The 21,813-nt window shown below is 66.0% G+C and carries 14 protein-coding genes; 1 reads left to right on the top strand and 13 read right to left on the bottom strand.

The annotated features are described in order from the left end of the window. Window positions 1-9: 9 nt before the first annotated feature. The 13 genes from ACPGXI_RS02465 to glf all read right to left on the bottom strand — a co-directional run bounded on the left by ACPGXI_RS02465 (window position 10) and on the right by glf (window position 20,734). On the bottom strand, window positions 10-942 hold the full coding sequence (locus ACPGXI_RS02465; RefSeq protein WP_526649451.1) for a DUF4331 family protein: 933 nt from the start codon (window positions 940-942) through the stop codon (window positions 10-12). A 19-nt stretch (window positions 943-961) separates the two neighbouring features. Continuing rightward, window positions 962-2,518, bottom strand: coding sequence for an acyl-CoA carboxylase subunit beta (locus tag ACPGXI_RS02470; protein ID WP_526649604.1), 1,557 nt, complete (start codon window positions 2,516-2,518; stop codon window positions 962-964). Window positions 2,519-2,529: 11 nt separating this feature from the next. Continuing rightward, window positions 2,530-7,860, bottom strand: coding sequence for a polyketide synthase Pks13 (gene pks13 / locus ACPGXI_RS02475; RefSeq protein WP_526649453.1), 5,331 nt, complete (start codon window positions 7,858-7,860; stop codon window positions 2,530-2,532). Window positions 7,861-7,943: 83 nt separating this feature from the next. Then, window positions 7,944-9,833: a long-chain-fatty-acid--AMP ligase FadD32 gene (gene fadD32 / locus ACPGXI_RS02480; RefSeq protein WP_526649455.1), complete on the bottom strand. Its 1,890-nt coding sequence runs from the start codon at window positions 9,831-9,833 to the stop codon at window positions 7,944-7,946. Between the two features lie 169 nt (window positions 9,834-10,002). Next, the gene (culp6, locus tag ACPGXI_RS02485; protein ID WP_526649457.1) at window positions 10,003-11,013 is read right to left on the bottom strand and encodes a carboxylesterase Culp6; all 1,011 of its coding nucleotides are present in this window, start codon (window positions 11,011-11,013) and stop codon (window positions 10,003-10,005) included. A gap of 34 nt (window positions 11,014-11,047) precedes the next feature. Next, window positions 11,048-11,512 (bottom strand): DUF732 domain-containing protein, encoded by a 465-nt coding sequence (locus tag ACPGXI_RS02490; protein WP_526649459.1) that lies wholly within the window; start codon window positions 11,510-11,512, stop codon window positions 11,048-11,050. 73 nt (window positions 11,513-11,585) lie between these two features. After that, on the bottom strand, window positions 11,586-12,497 hold the full coding sequence (locus ACPGXI_RS02495; RefSeq protein WP_526649461.1) for an alpha/beta hydrolase: 912 nt from the start codon (window positions 12,495-12,497) through the stop codon (window positions 11,586-11,588). A gap of 219 nt (window positions 12,498-12,716) precedes the next feature. Then, on the bottom strand, window positions 12,717-13,784 hold the full coding sequence (locus ACPGXI_RS02500; protein WP_526649463.1) for an alpha/beta hydrolase: 1,068 nt from the start codon (window positions 13,782-13,784) through the stop codon (window positions 12,717-12,719). 226 nt (window positions 13,785-14,010) lie between these two features. Next, on the bottom strand, window positions 14,011-15,999 hold the full coding sequence (aftB, locus tag ACPGXI_RS02505) for a terminal beta-(1->2)-arabinofuranosyltransferase (RefSeq protein ID WP_526649465.1): 1,989 nt from the start codon (window positions 15,997-15,999) through the stop codon (window positions 14,011-14,013). After that, window positions 15,977-16,912, bottom strand: a complete 936-nt coding sequence (locus ACPGXI_RS02510; RefSeq protein ID WP_526649467.1) for a decaprenyl-phosphate phosphoribosyltransferase — start codon at window positions 16,910-16,912, stop codon at window positions 15,977-15,979. Before ACPGXI_RS02510 ends, aftB begins: the two co-directional genes overlap by 23 nt. After that, complete coding sequence (locus tag ACPGXI_RS02515) at window positions 16,909-17,493, bottom strand: phosphatase PAP2 family protein (RefSeq protein ID WP_526649468.1); 585 nt, start codon at window positions 17,491-17,493, stop codon at window positions 16,909-16,911. Before ACPGXI_RS02515 ends, ACPGXI_RS02510 begins: the two co-directional genes overlap by 4 nt. Then, on the bottom strand, window positions 17,486-19,447 hold the full coding sequence (locus ACPGXI_RS02520) for a glycosyltransferase family 2 protein (protein ID WP_526649470.1): 1,962 nt from the start codon (window positions 19,445-19,447) through the stop codon (window positions 17,486-17,488). The genes ACPGXI_RS02515 and ACPGXI_RS02520 overlap by 8 nt, the downstream gene beginning before the upstream one ends. A 24-nt stretch (window positions 19,448-19,471) precedes the next feature. Then, window positions 19,472-20,734 carry a UDP-galactopyranose mutase gene (glf, locus tag ACPGXI_RS02525; protein WP_526649472.1) on the bottom strand — a complete coding sequence of 421 codons (1,263 nt, stop codon included), beginning with the start codon at window positions 20,732-20,734 and terminating at the stop codon, window positions 19,472-19,474. Between the two features lie 197 nt (window positions 20,735-20,931). On the opposite strand from glf, the gene ACPGXI_RS02530 reads away from it, so the two are divergent. Beyond that, window positions 20,932-21,813, top strand: an 882-nt coding sequence (locus tag ACPGXI_RS02530; protein ID WP_526649474.1) for a hypothetical protein, incomplete at its 3' end; no start/stop codon positions are given.

A 21,813-nucleotide genomic window follows, 5' to 3' on the forward strand; every position in this document is an offset into this window, starting at 1 on the left:
GGCGCATCCTCAGCGCCCGTGAGCCAGATGTGGCGACCCGAGGTAGGGAAACTCAGCGCGGACGTCGGCGGGCGGGCTCCACCCCGATGGGGGGCTTTGCCCGTTGGTCAGGAACGAACGCCGGTAGCCGACGACGTCGTCGGTCAGGGTGCGACCGTTCGGGTACTTCGCCGGCCGCGACGGGTCATAGGTCAGCACGTCGGGAAGCGTGCCGTCGGCGTTGATGGCGTCGATCGCCTCCTGCCGGGTGTATCCGCCGGTTCGGGCCATCACCTCGATGAGTTGCCCCATCCAGCGTTCCCTGTCGCGGTTCGGCTCACCGGCCTGATACTGCGCCAGCAGGTTGTCGGCCGTGATGAGGTCGCCCAGGAACGGATGGCCGACCCGGTCGGTGTGCACCCACTGGCGGTCCTCCAGCATGCTGCAGCGCCCCCAGATTCGGACGTCCGGACCGGCACTGAGGTAACTGTTGGGGAGTTCGATGATCATCGCAACGACGTTGGCTCCGGCGCGGGACGGGTCGCTGCGAGCTCCGGAGGCGAAGGTGAACCCACCCGATTCCACAGCAGTGAGCCGCTCACCGAAGGACACCTCGACACCGCCGAATATCTGCGACCCGACCGCTGCGATCGTCGAGGCCTGATTGCCGACGGCCAGATAGACATCCACCTTCTGGGCCCCATCGACAGGCGGAGCGTAGACGCAGCTGATCGCGATATCGTTGCGCAGGTCACCGGTGTGGTCGACGGCCAGCCGATAGACCGCATCGGGGTGCATCGGACCGCCCCCGGGATTGGCGGTCAGGACCAGCGCGGTCCGTTCAGGGGCAGCGGGCACCTGGAACGCGTACAGGTCGCACAGTTCCAGCCGCGGATCGCCTAGCTCTAGATTCGGCACCTCGTGATTCGGCACCTCTTGATTCGGCACCTCTTGATTCGGCACCTCTTGATTCGGCACAGCGTTAGATGGGGGTCAGGCCGTGCTTGCGCTGCACGCGGTTGATCTGCTTGTCCCGCAACAGGTGCAGGGATTTGCGCAGCAGCAGCCGCGTCTGGTGCGGCTCGACGACGCCGTCGATGAAGCCCCGCTCTGCCGCCACCCACGGCACCGCCATGTTGGCGTTGTAGCCCTCGATGAAGTCGGCTTTGATCTTCTGCACCTCGGGCGCGGTGGGGTCCGGAAAGCGCTTCACCAGCAACTGTGCGGCGCCCTCGGCGCCGATCACGGCTATCCGCGCGGTCGGCCAGGCGAAGTTGAGGTCCGCGGTCAGCTGCTTGGAACCCATCACCGCATAGGCGCCACCGTAGGATTTGCGCACCGTAATCGTCACTTTCGGGACGCAGGCCTCCACCACGGCGTTGAGGAAACGACCGCCCCGCTTGATGATGCCGCCCTTCTCCTGTTCGACGCCCGGCATGAACCCGGGGGTGTCGACCACGAACACCAGCGGGGTGTTGAACGAGTCGCAGAACCGGACGAATCGGGCGGCCTTGTCGGACGCCTCGTTGTCGATCGCGCCTGACATGTACATCGGCTGGTTGGCGATCACCCCGACCGGACGGCCATCGACGCGGGCCAGCGCGGTGATGATCGCCGGGCCACACTGCTCTCCGACCGACAACACGTCGCCGTCGTCGAAAATCCGCAGCAGGATCTCGTGCATGTCGTAGGAAGTGTTGTCCGCATCCGGCACGATCGAGTCCAGCTCCAAATCGTGCGGGGTGATCTCCGGCTCCAAGCCGGGATTGACCACCGGCGCGTCATCGAAGGTATTGGCCGGCAGGAAGCTGAGATAGCTCCGCACGTACTCGAACGCCGCCGCCTCGGACTCCACAACCTGGTGAATGTTGCCGTAGCGGGCCTGCGCGTCGGCGCCGCCCAATTCGTCGAGACTGACGTCTTCCCCGGTGACATCCTTGATGACGTCGGGGCCGGTGACGAACATGTAGCCCTGGTCGCGCACCGCGATCACCAGGTCGGTCTGGATCGGTGAGTACACCGCGCCGCCGGCACACTTCCCGAAGATCAGCGAGATCTCCGGCACCAGTCCGCGCAGCAGCTCATGGCGGCGGCCGAGCTCGGCGTACCAGGCCAGCGATGTCGCCGCGTCCTGAATGCGGGCTCCGCCGGAATCGTTGATGCCGATGATCGGGCAGCCGACCATGGCCACCCACTCCATCAGTCGGGCGACCTTGCGGCCGAACATCTCCCCCACCGAACCCTGGAACACCGTCTGGTCATGGCTGAAGACGCCGACCGGGCGGCCGTTGATCGTGCCGTGGCCGGTGACGACGCCGTCCCCGAACAACGCATTGGGATCACCGGGCGTCTTGGCCAGAGCGCCGATCTCCAGGAAGCTACCCGGGTCGAGCAGCGAATAGATGCGTGCCCGCGCGCTCGGGATGCCCTTCTTCTCCCGCTTGGCGACGGCCTTTTCTCCGCCCGGTTCCTTGGCGAGCTCAAGCTTCTCGCGCAGCTCGGCGAGCTTCTCGGCGCTGGTCACCGGGGCTTTGGGCAGAGACTCCGCTGTCACGTGGCTGCGTCCTCCTGGTTCCCGGCCCTGATCTCGTTGATCGCTTCGCTCATGTGCGCGCCGACCTTTGCAATGTACGGCTCGTCGATGGCCTGGATGTGTTCGCCCCCGATGGCCACCACTTCGAGGTCGGCGACGAATTCACCCCAGCCGCCGTCGGGCTGACGGGTGGCGTAGCGGGGTTCGAACATGATCGCGTCGTCGTGGTACCGATCGGCCAGGTAGAGGGTGACATGCCCGTCGTACTGTTCGATCACCGCGGTATCGAGCGCCCGGTTGTCCAGATACGACGTGCGCTGGTGCTCGATGATGCCTCCCGGAATGTCGACCCCGCTCCCCCTCACCGCGTCGAGGATGAACGTCACCTGACCCTCGTCGTCGAGCTCCTCGAGCTGCTCATAGGGGATTTCGGGGATCTCCACATTGAATGTCCGCTGGGCGAACAGGGCGTACCGATCCCAGCGGGCCCGGATCTCCTCCTTGGTCTGGGGGACCTCCTCGCCCGCACGCACGGTGTCGATCAGACCGACGAACCGGACGTCGGCGCCTGCGCGTTTGAGCCCGACCGCGCACGCGTACGCCAGCGCGCCACCCAATGACCACCCGGCCAGAATGTAGGGGCCATTGCCCTGAATCTCCATGAGCTTGGGCACGTACTGCGCCGCCCGCTCCGCTATCGAGCCCTCCACCCGCTCGATGCCGTACACCGGGGTGTCCGCCGGTAGCCGCTTCACCAGCGGCTCGTAAACGACGGTGGAACCACCGGCGGGGTGGAACACGAACACCGGAACGCTGGCAGAGCCCTGGGCCGGCGCCCGGATCGTGCGGACGAACCCGTCCAACTCGCCGGCGTCCATCAGGTCGCGCACCACGCTGGACAGATCCTGGATAGTGCGCGCTGCGCCGACCTGCTCGGGGCTGATGGTGTTCTCGGCGCGTTCCGACAGGCGTTGGGCGAGCTTCTGGGCGGTGTCGGCGTCCAGGGACGGCAGCTCGTTGAATACCCCACCCGGAGACTTTCCGGTGACGATCGCCCAGGTGGCGAACGTGACCCGCTCCGCGGCATCGCGTGGCGGGACGTCAGCGCCGAGCGCCTCACTGACGGCCTCCTGGGTGAGGACTCCGGCGGCCGCCGCCGGACCTGCGGGATCGGTCGGTGGAGCGGGGACGGACGGGTCGATCGGATGCCCGGCCTCGGCGAGCTTGGATTCGAGTTCGGCCACGGTGGTGGCCCCACCCATCAGCTCGGCCTGGGCCGCCGCGATCTCCTCGGCGGACTTGCCCTTCTGTTGTTCGGCCAGCTCGTCGACTTCGCCGCGGTGCTCGATCGCGTAGGCGATCAGCTTCTCGACGGCGTACAGGTTCGCGTCGCGCACCGCCGTCAGTTGAATGGGCGGCAGGTCGAAGTCGTACTCGACGCGGTTCTTGATCCGCACCGCCATCAGCGAGTCCAGACCGAGCTCGATCAGCGGCACCTCCCACGGCAGATCCTCGGGCTCGTAGCCCATCGCGGCGCCGACGATGGTGCCCAACCGCTCGCCGATGGTCTCACCGGAGTCCGGACTCCACTTGGCGAAGCCCGCAGCGATACCTGCGCCCGCGGTGAGGTTGTCGTGCAGGATGGCCGCGTCGTCCCCGGTCTCCTCGGTGGCGTCCGCCGCGGCTACCTCGGACACCGCGGTCTCGGCGATCGTTCCTGCGCCCACCGCAGTGGGCAGCGCGACCTGCGCGTCGCCGCGGGCCACGATCGCGTCGTAGACCAACGTGAACGACTCGTGGATGCGCGCGTGCACCTGGACGCCGGCGCCGCCGGGGTGACGGGTCACCGTGGTCACCAGGCGCGAACCTTCGCCCGGCACCGCGCGCTGCTCCGACGCGACCAGCCTGGCATCCGGAAGGACCGCGGCTGCCGCCGCTTTCACCAGTGCCGCCAGATCGGTTTCGTTGCGCGGCGAGTACTCGAAGACGTGCCTACCGTCGGGTGTAGCGACGTGGTTGCCGGGGATGACGGCCGAACTGTCGCCGGTGAAATGCGCGTCGAGCCAGTGCGGCTTGCGGCGGAACCGGGTCGGCGGGATGTCGGCGAAGTCCAGCGCGCCGGCCAGGCCCGTGGAGCGCCGCGGAAACAACGTCCTGATGTCGAGGTCGTGGCCATGGACGAACAGCTGCGCCATCGCGGTGGTCATCGAGTCCGCTTCGTCCTGCTTGCGCGCCAGGGTCGCGATGAGCTGCGCATCGTGCAACCCGGCGGCCGCCGTCGTCAGGCCCACCTGCATCAGCGCAACAGGATTGGGCGCCAGCTCGAGGAAGGTGGTGTGACCGTTGTCGACTGCGTTGCGGATGCCGTGGGTGAAATGGACGGAGTGGCGCAACCCCTTCTTCCAGTACTCCACGTCGTGGATCGGGTCCGCACCGGGACGGACCAGGTTGCCCTCGTGCACAGTCGAGTAGTACGGAGTGTTGAGCGGCAGCGCCTCGATCCCCTGCAGTTCAGCGGCCAACTCGCCCAGCAGCGGATCCATCTGGGAGGTATGGCTGGCGCCCTTGGTCTGAAACTTGCGGGCGAACTTGCCCTCCGACTCGGCCCGGGCGATGATCGCGTCCACCTGGTCCGGCGGACCGCCGATAACGGTCTGGGTGGGCGCGGCGTACACGCACACCTCCAGGTCACCGAAGTCTTCCGCTTCCTTGAACACCGTCTCGATCTCTTCGGCGGAGTACTCCACCAAGGCCATCAGCCTGATGTACTCGCCGAAGAGCATCGCCTCGCCCTCACCCATCAGGTGGGAGCGCGAGCAGATCGTTCGGGTGGCGTCGGCCAGCGACAGCCCTCCTGCAAAGTAGGCGGCCGCCGCCTCCCCCAGGGACTGGCCCACCACCGCTCCGGGTTTCGCGCCGTGGGCCTTGAGTAGCTCCCCGAGCGCGACCTGAATCGCGAAGATGGTGACCTGCGTGGTCTCGATGCCGTAATCCTTCGAGTCATCGAGGATCAACTCGACGACGGAATAGCCGAGCTCGTCCTGGACCAGGGAATCGACCCTGTTCATCCACTGCGCGAACGTGTCATCGCGCAGATACAGGCTTTTGGCCATCTTCCGGTGCTGGGCACCGAAACCGGCCAGCACCCACACCGGGCCGTTGGTCACCGGGCCGTCAGCGGTGAGCACGATCGGGCTCGGCTTGCCGTCTGCGAGGTTGCGCAGACCCTTGATCGCCTCGTCGTGGTCGTGCGCCAGCACCACCGCGCGGGAGCGGCCGTGGTTACGTCGCGACAGCGAACGCCCGATGGACTCCAGCGACGCAGAACGACCTTCCGGGCTGTCGATCCAGTCCGCGAGCTCGGCGGCGGCGGCCTTCTTCCGGGAGGTCAGAAATCCGGAAACGGCGAGCGGCACGATCTTCGCGGCGGGCGCCCCGTCTGCCGCGGCCTCCGCGCTCTCGAGTTCCTCGCGGGCGACTTCCAGCAGGCGCAGCGCTTCATCGGTCAGCCCGGGTAGTTCGGGTTCGTCGTCGGCGGGCGCGGTGGGCGCGTCCAGAGCGTCGTCCCCATCGGCGTCCCCATCATCGGCGTCACTCTCGTCGACGAATTCGCCGTACTCGTCCATCCGCACCCCGCCCACATACACGGCAGCGGCGTCAGGGGTAGCCGAGGTGGCCACCGCGACTTCGGGTTCCAGCTCAGGTTCGACCAGGTCACTGGGCAACACCTCGCGCAGCACCAGGTGTGCGTTGGCGCCGCCGAACCCGAAACCGGACACCCCGGCGACAGCCTTGCCGCTGTAACGGGGCCAATCGGTGACGGCATCGGCGACCTTGAGGTGTTCCCTGTCGAAGTCGATGTAGGGGTTCGGGCCGGTGTAGTTGATCGACGGCGGGATCTTGTCGTTGCGCAGTGCCAGTGTCATCTTGGCCAGGCTTGCCGCTCCCGCAGCCGACTCCAGATGCCCCACATTGGATTTCACCGCGCCCAGCAGAGCCGGCTTGTCATCGGCACGGCCCCGTCCGATGACGCGGCCCAGAGCGTCGGCTTCGATCGGGTCACCGAGTATCGTCCCGGTGCCGTGTGCCTCGACGTAGTCCACCGTTCGGGGATCGATTCCGGCGTCCTTGTAGGCCTTGCGCAGCACCGCTTCCTGTGCGTCCGGATTGGGCGCGAGCAGGCCGTTGGACCGGCCGTCGTGGTTGACCGCGCTGCCGGCGATGACCGCAAGGATCTCGTCCTCGTCGCGGCGGGCGTCGGCCAGTCGCTTGAGCACCAGCATGCCGCCGCCCTCGGAGCGGGCGTACCCGTCGGCGTCCTGCGAGAACGACTTGATCCGGCCGTCCGGCGCCAACACACCGCCGACCTCGTCGAACCCGACCGTCACCATCGGGGTGATCAGCGCGTTGACGCCACCGGCGATCACCACATCCGCTTCTCCGGCACGCAGTGCCTTGACGCCCTCATGGGTGGCGACCAGTGAGGATGAGCAGGCTGTGTCGATGGTCATCGACGGACCGCGGAAATCGTAGAAGTACGAAACCCGGTTGGCGATGATGGAGCTCGCGCCGCCGGTGATGGCGTAGGGATGGGCGACCGACGGGTCCGAGACGGCCAGGAACGTATAGTCGTTCGTCGAACTACCGACGTACACACCGACGCTCTGCCCGCGCAGGCTTGACGCCGGAATCCGGGCCTGCTCCAACGCTTCCCACGTCAGTTCCAACGCCATTCGTTGTTGTGGATCGACGTTGTCGGCTTCCATTTTCGACAGCGCGAAGAACTCGGAGTCAAAGCCCTTGATGTCTGCGAGATAGCCACCGCGGGTGTGCGCTTTGGCGACCCGCTCGGCGATTCGCGGCTCTTCCAGAAACTCCGACCACCGCCCCTCCGGCAGGTCGGTGATCGCGTCACGTCCCTCGAGCAGGGCGGCCCACATTTCCTCGGGAGTGCTCATGTCCCCCGGGAAGCGGGTGGCCACGCCCACGATCGCGATGTTGAGTCGGCCATCTTCGACTTCGTCTGTATGGCGCGACCAGTCCGTATCGGCACCATCGGCGCCGTCATCCTCGGGTTCGCCCTCAACGATCACCGTGGCCAGCGCTTCGATGGTCGGATGCCGGAAAGCGACCGTGGCGGTCAACGTGACCCCGGTGAGATCCTCGATGTCGCCGGCCATGGCCACGGCGTCGCGTGAGGACAGACCCAACTCGACCATCGGTGTCGATTCACTGATCGAATCGGGTGCCTGAGCGGTAGCGCTGCCGATCCAGTTGCGCAGCCATTGGCGCATCTCGGCCACAGTGATGTCCGGACCGATGTCCGGACCGTCTTGTGCTTCAGCCATATTCACATAACCTCACGATCGACACGCGGGCAAGGGCCCCCGTTGCCGTTGCTGTAGTTGAGCGCCGTTGCTGTAGTTGAGCCTCAGTCCTTCTCATCCGGGAAGGCGTTGACCACCTTGCCGCTACGCAGGCTGCCGTCCAGATAGGTCGACCGGCAGGCCCGCCGGCCGATCTTGCCGCTCGACGTTCTCGGGATCGCGCCGGCCGGAGTCAGCATGACGTCGCGCACCGTCACGCCGTGGCGCACCGCGATCGCGGCACGGATGTCGTCGGCGATCGGGCCCATGTCGAGTTTGTGCGAGCCGGGCGCCCGCTCACCGACGATGACCAGCTGTTCGGAGGTGTCCTCGGGGTCGCGCTTGAGGCCGGCGTGCGCGTTGTCGAACACCTCGTCGGGAAGCTGATTGGCCGGCACCGAGAACGCGGCCACGAACCCCGCCCGCAGCGCCTTGGTCGCTTCCTGTGCGGAGTACTCCAAGTCCTGCGGATAGTGGTTGCGGCCGTCGATGATCACCAGATCCTTCACCCGGCCGGTGATGTAGAGCTCGCCGTCGTGATAAGCGCCGTAGTCGCCGGTGCGCACCCAGGTGGCGTCGTCGTCGGCACGCTCGGCATGCGACGGGCTGGTGCGCGATTTGAGGATGTTATGAAAGGTCGCGGCGGTCTCTTCGGGCTTGTTCCAGTAACCGAGGCCCATGTTCTGGCCGCTGATCCAGATCTCACCGATCTGACCATCGGGCAACTCGGAGGCCGACTCGGCATCGACGATGACGGCCCATTCAGCCACCCCGACCAGGCCGGCCGAGGCCTGTGCGACCGCACTCGGCGAGTCGGGCGGCACCTCGACGAAGCGGTGGTTGTTGAGCTGCTCCCTATCGACGGTGACGATTTTCAGCTGCTCGTTGAAATGGGTGGACGAGACGAACAACGTAGCCTCGGCCAGACCGTAGGACGGCTTGATCGCCTGTGGCCGGAAGCCGTAGGGCCCGAACGCCTCGTTGAAGTTTCGCACCGTGGCCGCCGAGATCGGCTCGCTGCCGTTGAGGAGAGCTTTGACGTTCGACAAGTCCAGCGGTGGCTCGCCCTCCTTGGGGAGACCGCGTATCGCGGCGTGGTCGAACGCGAAGTTCGGCGCAGGTGAGATGACTCCGCCGGTGTCATCGGGCTTGCGGGCCATCTCACGGATCCAGCGACTCGGCCGTCGGACGAATGCGGCGGGGGTCATGAAGGAGATGTAGTGACCGATCACCGTGGGCAGCAGAACCGTGACCAGGCCCATGTCATGGAAGAACGGCAGCCACGAAACGCCGCGGTCACCTTCTTCGCCCTGCAACGCCTCGATGATCTGCACCACATTGGTCGCCAGATTCACATGGGTGATCTCCACGCCGGTCGGGATGCGCGTGGATCCGGAGGTGTACTGCAGGTAGGCGATGGTGTCGAGCTCCACATCGACCGGCTCCCAGGTGGTACCGACCTCGTCGGGCACCGCGTCCACGGCGATCACCCGTGGCCGCTCCTGGGCCGGACGGCTCCGGAAGAACTTGCGCACTCCCTCGGCCGAGTCTGTGGTGGTGAGGATCGTGGACGGGCTGCAGTCGTCGAGCACGGCGTGCAGGCGGCCGACGTGACCGGGCTCCGAGGGGTCGAACAGCGGCACCGCGATGCGGCCGGAGTACAACGTGCCGAAGAACGCAACGAGGTAGTCGAGGCTCTGCGGGCACAGGATGGCCACCCGGTCACCCGGCTCGGTGACCTGCTGCAACCGGGCCGCGATCGCCCGATTGCGGGCGCCGAAGTCGGCCCAGCTCAGATCGCGCTCGACACCGTCGCGCTCGGTCGAGAAGTCCACGAAACGATAGGCGAGCTTGTCCCCACGAACCTTCGCCCATCGTTCGACGTGCTTGACCAGGCTCCCGTTGTCGGGGAACTTGATCAGTCCGTCCTTGATGAACGGGTTATGGAAGGCCATATCTCACAAACTCCAATCGAACGGGATCGGTGATCCCGGCCCGCAGAGCGTACCGGGGAGAAGACTTCTCGCACTTCAGCCGCCGGACAATGCTCTTAACTCAACGCTCTTAGATTTTCCTTAATGTTAGGCGACACCCCCACCAGTGCCAAATCAACCCGGTCACGGCTCAGCCATGTTTTGGCTGCGGAGCGTTATCGATCAGACCCTGGGCCCAGTTCAGTGTCCACTGCGTGGCGGGCAGACCGTCGAGATTCCAAAAATCCGGCGTTGCGTACATCGCGTGCACCGGCTGACCCGCTCCACCGCTGAGCACCTCCAGCGTCTTGGGCAGCTCGATGATGTTGAACGCCGATTCCGGCGCGGCGCAGATCAGATCGCCGGGCGCGCAGATCTCGTAGGTGCGGTTGTCGAGCGTCCCGAACCCACCCGGGCGCGGACCCGACATCGTCAGGCCGAGCGCCGAGAGCGTGGGTATCTCGTGCAGCGTGATCTCCGCGCCCTGGCCTTCGGCGTTGGGGCCGAGTTCCTGACCGACACTCGCCTGGCGGCGGCCATCGGCGATGAGCATCACACCGAGCACCAGATCCTGGTCGACGGGGCCACGTCCGTTACCGACGTCGCTGGCGATGTCCCCGGCGATCACAGCACCCTGGGAAAACCCGACCAGGACATAACTGGTCAAGGGGCAGCGATTGTTCATGTCTTTCATCGCCTGCACCGCGGCGCGAGTGCCCTCGGCGCGGCTGTCGTTGTAGGACATCTGCCGGTCCGCGGACAGCGGGTTGTGGAACTGCGCGGTGTAGGGAACGGTGAACACCTCAAGGCGGTCCGAGTCGAACTGCTGACGAATCGGGTTGGTGACGTTGAGCAGCAGTGCGGCCGGAAATTGCACGGGGTTGAACGGGTCGAGCTGTACCGAAGACTCCCAGGTGCCGGGAATCGAGATCAGCTGGACGTCCGGGCAACTGGCGTCCTGGAAGTCCGGACGTGGTTTCTTCATTCCAGGCACGACGGACGTCGGCGGGACCGCACTGGGCGGGATGGCGGTCGACGGAGTGTCGGGCCTCCGTAGCACCACGACCACGATCGCCACCACCAGCACCACGACAAGGCCCACCGCCCCGGCAGCGGACAACGCGAGAATTCGGTGGCGCTTCCGCCGGTTGGTCTTGGCCATCAAGTTGTTGCGCTCCTGAGTACTCGTGCGCCTGCTAGCAGAGCCGGCCTGTCGCTATCCGGATGTAGTCGGAGGTTGCGGAGCGCAGCTCACCCGGCGACGGCTCCATCAACCGCAGACCATCGCGGTTGTCGGATTCGGCGAAGTCGTCGCGTACCAGCGGCTCCACGAAGTCCCACACCGCTTGGTCGGTGTGACTTGCCGCACGCGCCTGACACACGTACGAACCGATACTCAGCGCAGTCAATTCACTGGACGGCGTAACACCGGCGACCTTCAGCGCTTCGAGGTAGGCGCGTTGGCGCGGGGTGACGACCAGGGCATGGGACTGAGACCCTGACTGCGACGGACCCGCGACCTGGGCGCTGGACTGGCCCTGCGCCGTAGCGGTCTCCAGCTGCGGCCCCAGGCCCACCACCATCTCGTCGCTCGGCGAACACCCCGTCAGCCATCCCGCAGACGAAGCCAGGAGCAGGGACACCCCTGTCATTCCTGCCATCGCCGATCTTGATCCGTGCTGCACTCCTCCACGGTACCGGCTGCCCGCCGGGCGCCTCCCATACCGAGAGCGCCTACCTGATGGTCGCAACCAAATCGCCCGACATCGCGGCCAGCTGCCCGCTCCATGTACCCCAGTCGTGGTTGCCCCCGGCCGGGATGGCCAAGTGGGCATTGCCCCCGCCGATGCCGCGGTATTGCTGGATGTAGCGGCGGTTGCTGCCCTGGGCCTGGGCGCAGTAGTTGATCATCGCCGGCGGGTCGGTGCAGGTAGTGGCGGCCGGGCTGAACACCCAGAGCCGGGTGTTGTTGTCCACCACCTTCTGAACATGCACCTCGGGGTCATGCCACTTCCAACGACCGAACTGTGCCGGACCCCACATGTTCTGGGTGTCGACACCGCCGAACTGCATGAGTCCGGCGGTGATCGCACCATTCATCGTGGTACGCGACGGTGTGAGGAACCCCGACAGCGAACCGGCGAACCGGTAGCGGTTGGGGTGGAAGGCCGCCATGGTCAGCGCACCGGTGCCACCCTGCGCGGCGCCGACGATGCCGTGCCCGCCGGGGGCCAACCCCTTGTTGGCGGACAACCAGTTGGGCAGCTCGTCGGCCAGGAAGGTCTCCCACTGCTTGCTGCCGTCCCGCTCCCAGTTCGTGTACATGCTCCACGCGCCACCGGCAGGGGCAGCCACCGAGATGCCCAGCCCTGCGAGCGTGTTCATGGCGTTGCCCGCGGTCACCCAGTTGCTGACTTCGGGTCCGGCGTTGAACGCGTCGAGCAGCACGACGGCGTGGGGTCCACCGCCCTGGAAGGCGACGGGAATGTCGCGGCCCATCGCCCCCGACGGCACCATCAGGTACTCGACGCCCTGTGCGTTGGCGTTCGGCGCACCGGGAGTCCACCGCTCCGGGGACACCACACCCACCGACCACAGCGCCACAGCCAGCACTGCGGCCGCGATCATTCGAGTCAAAGCACGCATAGAGCCCACCCCATTCTTTCGCCCATCCTCTGCACTGCTTGCGCGCCGGTGTCGCGCGTCGCTATCTCGCGTCGCCTGTCCGGCCTACCGCAAGGTAGTGAATCACATCACCGCGACCGAACGGGGCTAAAGCGATCGACGGCGGTGACCCCCGGGAGGGGATCACCGCCGTCGGTGTCGCGCTTGTGGCCGTGCTTGTGCCGTCCCGGTAGCCCGGGCCTAGCCGCCGTTCGCCGCAGCGTCGACCGCTTCAGCCGGCGCGGGCGGAGCCGACGGCTGCGGCACCGCGCCGAGCACCCGCTGGATGTCGGGCTTCATCTGCTGAAGCTGCTGGCCCCAGTAACCCCAGCTGTGGGTGCCGTTGGACGGGAAGTTGAACACACCGTTCCTGCCACCGGCGGCGATGTACTCCTCCTGGAAGGTCTTGTTCGTGCGCAACGTGAAGCCCTCGAGGAACTTGGCGTTGAACAGGTTGCCGGAGCTGGAGCCCGCGTCGAGCTCGGAGGGCTTGCCGTTGCCGCAGAACACCCAGATGCGGGTGTCGTTGGCCACCAGCTTGGCGATGTTGACCATCGGGTCGTTTCGCTCCCACGCACTGTCGGGATCCTCGGTCTTGCCCCACATGTCGTCGGCGTCGTAGCCGCCCGCATCACCCATCGAGATGTTGACCAGCATGGGCCACCAGCCCTCAGACAGGTTCAGGAAGCCCGACAGCGAGCCCGCGTACTGGAACTGATTGGGGTGGTAGATGGCCAGCGTCATCGCGGTCGAACCTGCCATGGACAGGCCGACTGCGGCGTTGCGGGTCGGGTCGACACCCTTGTTGGCGGCCAGGTAGGCAGGCAACTCCTTGGTGAGGAATGTCTCCCATTTGTAGGTGCTGCAACCCGCGTCGCCACAAGCGGGCTTGTACCAGTCGCTGTAGAAGCTGGACTGTCCACCGACGGGCATGATCACCGCGAGACCGGAGTCGAGGTACCACTCGAACGCCGGGGTGTTGATGTCCCAACCGTTGAAGTCATCCTGGGCGCGCAGACCGTCGAGCAGGTAGACACCGGGCGCGTTAGGGCCGCCGCTCTGGAACTGGACCTTGATGTCCTTGCCCATCCCGGCAGAGGGAACCATCAAGTACTCCACCGGCAGACCCGGACGGGAGAAAGCCCCCGCAGTCGCCGATCCGCCGAAGGCGCCGATCAGGCCCGGTATCACGGCCGCGGCAAGGGCTGCCACCGTGAGCCGACGCCCCAGAGTTTTGGCTGCGCCACGCAGCCCCGGAAAGAGCTTCATGCTTTGTTTAGTCACGGGCAGTCAATCCAATCTTTCGAAAAACAACAACGGACCAGCTGAAATAGTCCTCGTATCGGCTTCGTTGCCCGATCAGTGGACCACCGCTTTGTGGTGTTCTCTGTTCGCCGCGAACCTTCTTGTGGTCCCGACACATGTCTTATCTGACTGACATGGCTACAGCGTTACGAAAGCAGATGACCCTACCCGCCAGCAAATCGCCTGCGGATCAGGGGCCCGTCGGGGGTATCCCAGTGTAGGGCGGGTTCACCGGCTCCGGCACCGGCAGGCCACACCGCGCGAGCTCGTACAACGGCACCCTGTCGATGCGGTATTGGGTGAACTGCACGGAACGCCACAGGTTCGACAGGAACCGCCCGGGCCCCATCGGCGCCCGGATCGCGGCCATCACCGCCTCGGTTTCGGGGCACGTCAGCGCTGCCTCCGCCTGCCTGATCCAGTCCTCGTCCAGATATGCCGGGATGTATGGATCCGTCTTCAGGAATGGACCCTCGGCTACCGCCCAGTCCGGGAACAGATTCTTGTCATGTCCGATTCGGCCGTTCTCGATCCGCGCGGTGTGGGCTGCCAGCGGGTTAGCCAGACCTATCTGGTCGATCACCCTGACGTTGAGGCCGACGTTCATTCCAAGCATGCCAAGATTGGTGAAAAAGACTGTGTGAGGACCACTTCGGGACTGTGTCGATACCGGTGGGGCACCCGGTGGCGGGGGGATCGCCGGCACCACATCCCACATGTCATAGTTGCCCCCGGGTAACAGCAGCGCGCCGTCCGGGGTGTTCTGGATGGCGGCCACGGCGGCGCGCATCCGTGGGTAGTCGAGGTAATCCGCGGCGGTCAACGGGTGCGCATGACCGGTGGCCTGCGCGTAGAAACGCCGTTCGTCGACGATGCCCGAAGAGGTCACCCGGGTGGCGTCTGCGCCCATCCCCGGCGAATTGGCCGCCCACAACGCCCAGCCCGCCACCGCCAACCACAGCACGCTGGTAGCGCCCGCATAGAGGTAGCCCGCTCCCCGGGCCATCCGCGACCTCTCCGGCAGCATGAGCGGGATGACCGCAACGGGCGCCAACAGACAGAACATCGGCGTCAACAACACCCGGCCATGCATGAAGTCGCCACCCTGACGGATCCAGTAGACCCCCTGCAGGAAACCGCTGAACAGCATGAACGCCACGACGGCGGTGGGGCTCTGCACCGCTCTGGCCTGCCATCGGGACCCCGATGGCGTTCGCCGGTCGACCGACGACGGCCGACCTCGCAGCAACATCACCATGACCGCCAAGCCGACAATCAGAATCGCCGGGGCCCACAGCAGGTAGGGCTGGTTGAAGTTGGCGAGGTAGACGAAACCCTGCTGCCACTTGGACCCAGAGGCATCCTTGGCCAACGCGGTGCCCGGGAACAACAGGCCGTAGTAGCCCATCCGGAAGATCTGATAGGCCACCGGAAGCAGGCCGCCCGCGCCGACGATCAACGCACGCCGCCGCCAATCGGGTGCCGCAACCAGCATCATGATCAGTGCCAGGCCGCCGATGAGCGCCAGTTCCGGCCGCACCAGCACGCTCAGCCCGGCAACCGCTGCCAATGCAGCGTCGAAGGTCCGCGAGGTTCCCGAAGTCCGGAGCGGTGCCTGCGACCAGCAGACCATCATCCACCACAGCAGGCCCAGATACGCCAGCACCAAACCGTTCTCGAGACCGGAAGTGGCGAAGTCCCGGGCCGGCGGCACCGCGATGTAGACCAGTGCGCCGGCGGGCAGCAACAGCGCGCGCCGGCCCACCAGACTGGGCGCGTACAACCGTGCGGCCCCCAGCATGACCAGTGCTACGCCGAGCACGCTGAGCACCAGCGCCAACACCAACGCGACGTACTCGAGCCTGACGGGACCACCGACCACCCCACCGAAGTACACCAGGTACGACCACGCCGTGGAGGTGTTGGCCTCCACCCTCTCCCCGGCATTGAAGACGGGGCCGTTGCCCGCCAACAGGTTTCGCACCGTACGCAACACGATCAATCCATCGTCGGCGATCCAGCGACGTTGCCAGGCGCCCCAGCCGAACAGCACGGCCACCACGGCGAGGCTCACCCAGAGGCTGACACGCGCCGAGGCGTCGTAGGGAAAGGCGGGCCAGCGCGCGAGCCGGTCCGTCAGAGTGGCAGTCGGCCGGTCAGCCGAGGAAGACTGCGGCACCGATGGTTCCGATCCAGGCGAGCGCCAGCAGCTGCAGTACGCGGTCCTTGAGCGCGATCTCCTCGGGCTCGCCTGCCATCCCGCCATCGACGTCGACGGCGTAACGCAGAATCGCGATCGTGAAGGGCACCATGGAGATCACGAACCAGGACGTACCGCCGGTCTCATCGCGCTCGAAGGCCCAGAGTCCGTAGCACAGCACCAGCGCCGTCGCCGACAGCGTCCACACGAAACGCAGATACGAGCTTGTGTAACTCTCCAGCGATTTGCGAATTTTGGCGCCGGTCATTTCGGCGAGTTGCAGTTCGGCGTAGCGTTTTCCAGCCGCCATGAACAGCGATCCGAACGCCATCATCATCAGGAACCATTGCGAAAGCGGCACTTCCGCCGCAACGCCGCCGGCGATCGCCCGGATCAGAAAACCCGACGACACGATGCAGATGTCGATGACCGGCTGGTGCTTGAGCCCGAAACAGTAGGCCAGTTGGATGCCGATGTAGACGACCATCACCACTGCCAGGTTGGGCGTGACCAGCCACGAGATCGCCAGTGACGCAGCCCCCAACACGCCCGCCAGCCAGTAGGCCAGCCACTCCGGCACCACTCCGGCCGCGATCGGGCGGTACCGCTTGGTCGGATGAGCGCGGTCGGCCTCGACGTCCCGCGCGTCATTGACCAGGTAGACCGCCGACGCGGCCAGGCTGAACACGACGAACGCCAGGAGTACCTTGACCAGCACTTCGCGGTAGTCGTAGGCGTAACGGTCGTCGCCCAGCGCGGCCACCGGAGCGGCAAAGACCAATACGTTCTTCACCCATTGGCGGGGTCGAAGCGCCCTGACGATTCCTGCGGGCAGACTCTTGGGAGGACCGGCGGTCGAGCCCGCGTCCTGGCCGACCTCGGATGCGCTCATGGCCATCTACTCATCACGGTGGGCACCCTATCTCCGACCCGGTCAGCCACCCCGTCGACCACCTTGCCGACTACTTTGGCCACAACCGCCCCGACGGCGATACCGGCCAACACATCGCTGGGATAATGGACACCGAGAACCAGGCGGGACATGGCCATCGGCGGGACCACCAACACGGGCAGCGGCAGGCCGGTGGGCCGGGCCAACAACATCGACGCCGCGGTCGTTGAGGTGGCGTGTGCGGAGGGAAAGCTCAGCCTGCTCGGCGTGCGGACGTTGACCGCTATCGCCGGGTGGTGCGGGCGTGGACGGCGCACCACCCGTTTGATCACGACCGCACAGGCATGGGCCAGGAATGCGCCCGCACCCGCAGCCAGGTAGTCCCGGCGGCGACTCGGAAAGACCAGCGCACCGGCCGCGGCGAGCATCATCCAACCGATGCTGTGTTCACCGAAGTGAGACAGCCCCCGGGCACCGGCCAACACTCCGGGCCGGCCGGCAAGCGCCGACTGCACGGCCACCAGTGCCAGGTCTTCACCTTCGGGCGGCACTTCCTCCTCGATCATCGCTGGATCAACCATTACGGGATTCCACATCAGGGGATAGCGCGACTCGCCGCTCGCCGGCGTCCAGCACAGTCTGCCACCGCTGCTTGCTGGTCAGCGCCGGTAATGCGTCGCGGTACACCCGGCGCATACGGTTGAACCTGCGGGCCAGCTGCACGTGCTGACGCAGGGAGGTACCCAGCAGCTCGAACATCTTCGCTCGGTCCCGCTGCCGGTAGACCACGCCGCGGCCGTCCGCGGTCGTCACGGTGACGCCGTCGACCTGGCAGAGCAGGAACCAGCGCGCGTCCTGGGTAGCGACGTTGAGCTCGGGCCGCCGATGATGGGTGGGGTCGTGCTCGGTGAGTTGATGAGCGACACCGCGCAGCACTCGAAGAGCGATGGCGGGCTTGGACGTCGGGAGCCTCAACTTCCTGCCGCCCCTACCCGAGGGTGGGGGCAACGCTGTCGCCGCCGGCAGCACCACGGCATCGGGGAAGTTCTCGCGCATCGCCCGCACGTCGGGCAGCGCCGACTCCAGGATGGAGAAGATGTGATCCGGGCCCGCCAGGAAGTCTGCCATCGCCCTGTTCTGAATCGCTACTGTCGAATACTCAAGACACAGAAGGTGTTTCAGCGTGGCCTTGATCGACGAGCGCAGCAGGCCGGTGGTTTTGCCATCCCAGTGCATGGCGGCGACCACCAGCCGGTTGCGCAGGTGGAAATAGGCCTGCCAATCGATCGCGTCGTCTTTGTCGCTCCACGCCATGTGCCAGATCGCGACACCTGGAAGCGTCACGGTGCCGTAGCCGTGCTCGGCCGCACGCAACCCATAGTCGGCGTCGTCCCACTTGATGAACAACGGCAACGGCTGGCCCAACTCCTCGGCGACCTGCCGCGGAATCATGCACATCCACCATCCGTTGTAGTCGACGTCGATGCGGCGGTGCAGTTGCTTGCTGCGGTCCTCCTCGCCTACCAGCGGGTACTTGGCGAAGTTATGGTCGTACTCGGTATTGGGTGCGTTGGTCCACATGAAGTTGGCCTGATCGACGACCTCCCCCATCACGTGCAGGTGCGACGGCTCCTGCAGGTTCAGCATCTGGCCGCCGACCAGCGTCGGCGATTTGGCGAACCTGTTCATCGCCAGCGCCCGCAGCACCGAGTCCGGCTCGATTCGGATGTCGTCGTCCATGAACAGGATCTGGTCGCAGTCGGTGTTCTTCAGCGCCTCGTACATGACCCTGCTGTAGCCGCCGGATCCACCCAGGTTGGGCTGGTTGTACACCGAGAGCCGGTCGCCCAGCGCGGCTGCGGCCGAGGCAAAGCCCGGGTGATCCTTGGCCTTGCTGGTCCCCTGGTCTGAGACGATCATCGCGCCGATCACCTCGTCCACCAAGGGGTCCGAGGTCAGCGCAGCCAGCGCGTTGACGCAATCAGAAGGCCGATTGAAGGTCGGGATACCGACGGCGATGTTGGCCCGGCCGGGCGCCGGCACCGGTGCGTACCAGCCGGCACCGCACAGCGTGACCGCCGTGTCGGTGGTGATGTCGAACCAGATCCAGCCGCCGTCCTCGAAGGGATCCAGCTCGATCTCGAACTCCACCACCGCGGAGTCTCCCTGATCGCTGGAGAAGGAATCTCCGCTGACGGTGATGCGGGCGCCGGTGGCCTTGGTGCGGTAAACGTCCACGCGACCGCTTCCAGTCAGCTCCACTTGCAGCACCACCGACTTCAGCGTCGACCAGCGCCGCCAGTAACTGGCGGGGAAGGCGTTGAAATACGTGGCGAACGACACTTCGGACTCCGCACCGATCTCCAGTTCGGTGCGGGTCGGCGGGTGGGCGCGCCGGGAGTTGGTTTCCGACTCCTCGATATAGAGCTTTCGGACGTCGAGCGGCTCGCCCGGGCGCGGCAGGATGACGCGGGCCAGCAGGCTGATCGCCCGTGACTGTCCGGCCTCGAGCGCGCCGGACGGAATGTCACTCATGGTCCACTACTTTCCTTGGCGGGTTCATGTTTGGGTATCGACCAGCGGCGCGCCTTCGCGAAGATGCGGCACCAGGGTGTTGTCGAACATGTTCAGCGCGCTGGCAATCGCCATGTGCATGTCCAGGTATTGGTAGGTGCCGAGGCGGCCCCCGAACAGCACATTCGACGAGGCCGTCTCCGCCAGTGCCCGCTTGCGATAGGCGCCGAGCACCGCGCGGTCAGCCTCGGTGTTGATCGGGTAGTACGGCTCGTCGTCATCGTCGGCGAACCGCGAGAACTCCCGCATGATCACCGTTTTGTCGGCTGGATATGCGCGTTCCGGGTGGAAGTGCCGGAACTCATGGATGCGCGTGTAGGGAACCCCGGGGTCGTTGTAGTTCATCACCGGAGTGCCCTGGAAGTCGCCTGTCGGCAGCACCTCGAGCTCGAAATCCAGTGTGCGCCAGCCCAAACGCCCCTCTGCGTAGTCGAAGTAGCGATCCAGCGGGCCGGTGTACACCACCGGGGCCGCCGGGTTCGCGGACCGCAACTGATCGGCGACATCGAACCAGTCGGTGTCGAGCCGCACCTCGATGCGGTCGTCGGCGGCCATGTTCTCCAGCCACGCCGTGTAGCCCTCGGCCGGTAAACCCTCGTAGGTGTCGTTGAAGTAGCGATTGTCAAAGGTATAGCGGACTGGCAGCCGACTGATGACGGAGGCCGGAAGCTCAGCGGGGTCGGTCTGCCACTGCTTGGCCGTGTAGCCCTTGACGAACGCTTCGTAGAGCGGTCTGCCGATCAGCGAGATGGCCTTCTCTTCCAGGTTCTGCGCATCGGCAGTATCAATCTCGCTGGCCTGGTCCTTGATCAGCGCACGCGCCTCATCGGGGGTGAAATACCGGCCGAAGAATTGGCTGACCAGGCCCAGGCCCATCGGGAACTGGTAGGCCTGCCCGTTGTGCAGCGCGAAGACGCGGTGCTGATACCCGGTGAACTCGGTGAACTGCCGGACGTAATCCCACACCCGTTGGTTACTGGTGTGGAACAGATGTGCGCCGTAGCGGTGCACTTCGATGCCGGTCTCGGGTTCGGGTTCGGAGTAGGCGTTGCCGCCGATATGCGGGCGCCGCTCAAGTACGAGCACCCGCTTGCCGAGTTGGGTGGCCGCGCGCTCGGCGATCGTCAGGCCGAAGAACCCGGAGCCGACGACGAACAGGTCGAAGTCACCGGTGGGCAGGAGCGAAGCGACCCGGGAGGTAGAGCCGGTGGGCAGGAGCGAAGCGACCCGGGGATCTGGAGAGATCATCGGCAGCAAGGGTATCCGACCAGCACGGCCAGACCCGAGTTGACCGAGCCTTGCAGATCGCGGTTTGCTCACAATTCCGCATCGCCACTCTGGTCACACTAGTCACATCAGTACCATCGATCGCATACCGAAAGATCACGCACAGGCAGCCACTTCAGGTAGCCGATTTTCTACGTCCAAGTATTGAGGAGACTTCCGTGCCGAACCGACGTCGACGCCGGCTCTCGACAGCCTTGAGCACAGTCGCCGCTATGGCAGTCGCGAGTCCAATTGCCATTTTCGCCGTTTACGAACTGTCCGAGGCATCCGAGGGAGCGCCGCAGCACCGCGAGTTCGTACAGGCCGCCAGCATCCTGGATCTGCCGGGCGAACTGATCTCGGCGCTTTCCCAGGGGCTTTCGCAGTTCGGCATCAACCTGCCACCGATGCCGACGGGCATGCTCGGCGGCACGGGTTCGACCACGCCGAGCACATTGATGCCCGGATTGGGATCAACCGGGCTGGGAATGCCGGGATTGGCAGGAGCGCCGTCGCTGACCGATCCCGGCCTGGCCAATCCCGCGCTGACCAACCCAGCGCTGACCAGCCCGACCGGCGCACTGCCGTCGCTGACCGACCCCGCCCTGGCCACACCGGGACTCACCGTGCCGGGCGTGAGCACACCGGAACTCACCACACCGGGTCTCACCGTGCCGGGCGTGAGCACACCGGAACTCACCACACCAGGTCTCACGGTGCCGGGCGTGAGCACACCGGAACTCACCACACCGAGCCTGACCGTGCCAGGCCTGACCACCCCGCCCGCACTGGGCACTGCCCCGCTCTCGACCGCCGGAATGCCCCTGACCGGCGAGATCCCGATCTCCGCGCCGATCGGTCTGGATCCCGCCTTGGGCGGATACCCGATCCTGGGCGACCCGTCACTGGCCGCTCCGGTCGCTACCAGCAGCGGCGGCCTGATCGGCGATCTGACCAGTGCTGCCAACCAGTTGGGTGCCGGTGAGGTGGTCGACCTGCTCAAGGGCATCCTGATGCCCGCCATCGCGTCGGCGGTTCAGCCGGCGAGCGCGCCAGCAGCT

Origin of the sequence: Mycobacterium sp. (genome assembly GCF_049608025.1) — a bacterium.
Lineage (GTDB): Bacteria > Actinomycetota > Actinomycetes > Mycobacteriales > Mycobacteriaceae > Mycobacterium.